This window comes from Caballeronia sp. (genome assembly GCF_028292365.1).
In the GTDB taxonomy this organism is placed as follows: Bacteria; Pseudomonadota; Gammaproteobacteria; order Burkholderiales; family Burkholderiaceae; genus Caballeronia.
In genome coordinates this window covers 1-3174 of the sequence record NZ_JAQGMM010000272.1, presented here as the reverse complement: position 1 = coordinate 3174, position 3174 = coordinate 1, and the positions used below count along the sequence as shown (strand labels likewise).

At 61.2% G+C, this 3174-nt stretch carries 3 protein-coding genes; 1 reads left to right on the top strand and 2 read right to left on the bottom strand.

What is annotated here, in order from left to right:
* A partial coding sequence (locus JWR14_RS17095) for a glycosyltransferase (RefSeq protein WP_299708950.1) occupies window positions 1–437 on the bottom strand: 437 nt, incomplete at its 3' end.
* Window positions 438–512: 75 nt separating this feature from the next.
* On the bottom strand, window positions 513–1976 hold the full coding sequence (locus JWR14_RS17090) for a hypothetical protein (RefSeq protein WP_299708947.1): 1464 nt from the start codon (window positions 1974–1976) through the stop codon (window positions 513–515).
* A 744-nt stretch (window positions 1977–2720) separates the two neighbouring features.
* Between JWR14_RS17090 and JWR14_RS17085 the strand changes: the two genes are divergently transcribed.
* Window positions 2721–3174: acyltransferase (locus tag JWR14_RS17085; RefSeq protein WP_299708944.1), on the top strand; the 454-nt coding region annotated here is incomplete at its 3' end.

The following is a 3174-nucleotide window of genomic DNA, read 5'->3' as shown; positions in this document are numbered from 1 at the left end:
TCCCGCAGCACGCGATATTCCGCCCACGGCCAGTACAAGGATTTCTTCAAATGCTTGAGCGGATAAGTCCGCTTGAACCACGGATCAAGCATGCCATGCGGGAAGACGTAGTAAGGCACATCCAGCTCACGCAGCGCCTTCCACGCACCGTAGCCATGGTATTGCCACAGCCCGTTGATGATCACGGCGTCGAACTGCGTAGCGTGGGCTTTGAGCCAGGGCACGAGATGCGGCGTCAGGCCATAGTTGCCACGCGCCGGCCCGAGCGCATGCACGGTCAGTGGAAATGCGGCGAGCCAGGGCGCGGTGGGATCGTCGAGCGTGGCGACCTCGACCTCATGACCCAGCGACGTCATGTCCACGCCGCTTTGCCGGACGCCTTCCGTGGGACCGCCCGCCCGCGGGTCAATAGTCGATAACAGATGCAGGATCTTCATGGAGAGGCGCCGCTTGGGTGATTGTTCGGTGGATCGATATGAATCGTCAGCCGGCCACCCGGGCCGGCTTGATCTTCACGCCGACGTAAATCGCGACATCGTGCCCGTGGGATCCCGGCCCTCGTTCAACGCGGGCGCATGGGCGGACACGGGCGTCGGCATCGCAACGGGAGTAACGACTGTGGCAGGCGACGGAGCGGGCGTTCCAGGCCTGCGTTTCTTCGGTAGTCCTTGCTGCGCGCGCCGCTGAGCGTCGCGCTCCTGCATGGCATGCGAGAGGCGCGTATAAGTCGCGACCAGCAGGCCGAGTGCAACGCCGAACACGAGACCGGAGTAACGCGGACCGAGCGGATTACCTCCGATCGACATCGCGGGCAAGCCCGCGAGCAGCAGCAGCGAACGTCCCAATACGGGCAGGTATAACAGGTCCGGCGCACGCCGGCGCCACACGCGATACGCGATCCCGCCAAGGCCCAGTGCAAGCAGTATCGAAAGCGGCATCCAGAGACCGAACAGCAAACCGCCCGCGAACAACTGGTACACCCAGAAATTGTGGCCCGCGGTAAATTCCTGGATTGCGTAGAAGTCCTTCTTGGAGATTTGTCCGGCGAGATCGGGCAGATAGTCGGGCGAATAGTGATAGGTCGCGCCATACCCCTTGCCGGCGATCAGCGATAACGACGAGGACGTGACCTGGTCGTACTGATCCTTCATCTCCGCGAGACGCGTGATGGTGGTCGGGTCCATGCCCGAAGTCGCTTCCTTCGAAGCGTAGATGCGTTGTGCCCAGTGTTCGGCGACTTCGGGGAAAAAAGACGCCGCGCCGGCCGCCATCGCGACGATCAGCAGTCCGGTCAAGGTCGCGCGCAGGCTGGCCTTGGCCAAGTGCCGCGCCGACGGCGCCGACAGCCAGGTAGCGAACATGAACAGCAGGACGCTGCCCACCAGCAGGCTTCGGGTCACGCTCAGGAGTTCGATCAGGATCGTGCCGAGGAACAGGGCGAGGTTGATCTTGGTGAAGCGTTTGGCGATCACGAACTGATGCAGGAGGACGCCCTGCAAGCCGAGGAAGGTAGACGAGATGATCCGGTAGCGCACGTCGTCGAGCGGGCCGCCGCTGGTCGCTATGCCGAAGGCAAAGGTGAAGACGAGCGAGAGGGCCATCGACCAGAACAGCGCCTTCTCGAACTGCTCAAGCCGGTCGCCTTGCCACGGCCGGCAAGCGGCGACATAGCCGAGCAGGAACAGCCCGAAGGGCAGCAGGGTGCGCAGATAGTTGCCGAAGTCATTGCCTTGCACGAGCTGGGCTACGATGCTGCCAGCCACGGTCATGATGGTTCCGGCCGTAATGATCGAACGCAAGCGCGAGCGCCGCGTGAAGCTGGGCGCGATCAGCCACAGGATCAGTCCGGCGCCGAGCACTGGCACGGTGATCAGGATCTGCAGCGCGTGGTTGCCGTCATCCAGTCCCGCCTTGTAATCGAGCGCGAGAGGGCATATCAGCAGCCAGATCCATAGGGTCGTGAATTTATTGCGCATGGCTTGTCTCTTTTCAACTCTCGGTTTTGAGGCTTCGCTGCGGACATTTCAACGTTCGGCGGCGCGTGGCACCTGGCTCGGGATGCAGGCGATGCCTGCATGATCGTTCTCCTGAGCATGCCTCTCTGAAATCAGTTTTTCCGTTGCATGGATCGCATAACGTGTTCGGTACCTGTTTTCAGCACCCGTTTTCAGCACCCGTTTTCAGGGCCAGTCGGCCCACGCTGGCTGTACGCGACCCGCGTGAATCGTTCTCAGCACTCGCCACAAAGCAGGCCAGACACGCCGTCTGTATTCAATGGCCAGCGCTTTTCCCCGAGGCGGCTGGCTGGTTGTTCGGAATATATCAGTGGCCGAAACGGCTGCATCCGGGGGAGGCGGTAAAGCGCTAGTCTTCGTCTTTAATCGACGGGCTGCTGCGTGTGCGCCGGCGCACGCAAGGCGCGGCGGAGCGCCTGTTTGCAGTCGATTGCACCCGGTTCCGGGCGCCGGAGCGCTGCCGCAGCGTGATGCCGGGCGATCCCCACGAGGCGTCGCTTGCGTGCGACAAACCGCTGTGCATGTCCGTGAACGGCGCGATGTTGGCGGATGAAACCGGAGTGCTCAGACGAAGATTCAGGAACTGCCATTCCGGATGCGGTCGGATGCATCCGGGTGGAGGATTTTCGCCTGAAGAATCAGGAATAAATACCGAAGGACAGGTCGGAAACGCGGAGCACTCGCGCCGCCGCAAAGGGGAACACCATGGGCTTGTTCGGCACGCCACGGACACAACAAACATCGAACCGGACGATCGAGCTCGACTTCGTGCGGGGCATTGCGATCATCGCCGTAATGGGCTTTCACTTTCACTCGGTCAAGACCGGTTATTCGTTTGTTAGCTGGATCGAATATCCACTGAAAAATTTTGGCCGCGAGGGTGTCAACCTGTTCTTTACGCTGAGCGGTTTTCTCGTGGGCGGGCTGCTGCTGAAGCAATATTCGGAAGCAGGACGTATCGATGCAAGGCGCTTCATCATCCGGCGTATCTTCAAGATCTGGCCCGCGTATTACGTGCTGATCCTGTTCCACGTGTTCGCCGGGCGCCATCCCACCGACACCTTCCTCGTCCAGAACCTGACTCACTTGCAAAACTACCTGGGCACGTCGATCAGTCAGACCTGGAGCCTGGCGGTCGAGGAACATTTCTACCTGTTCC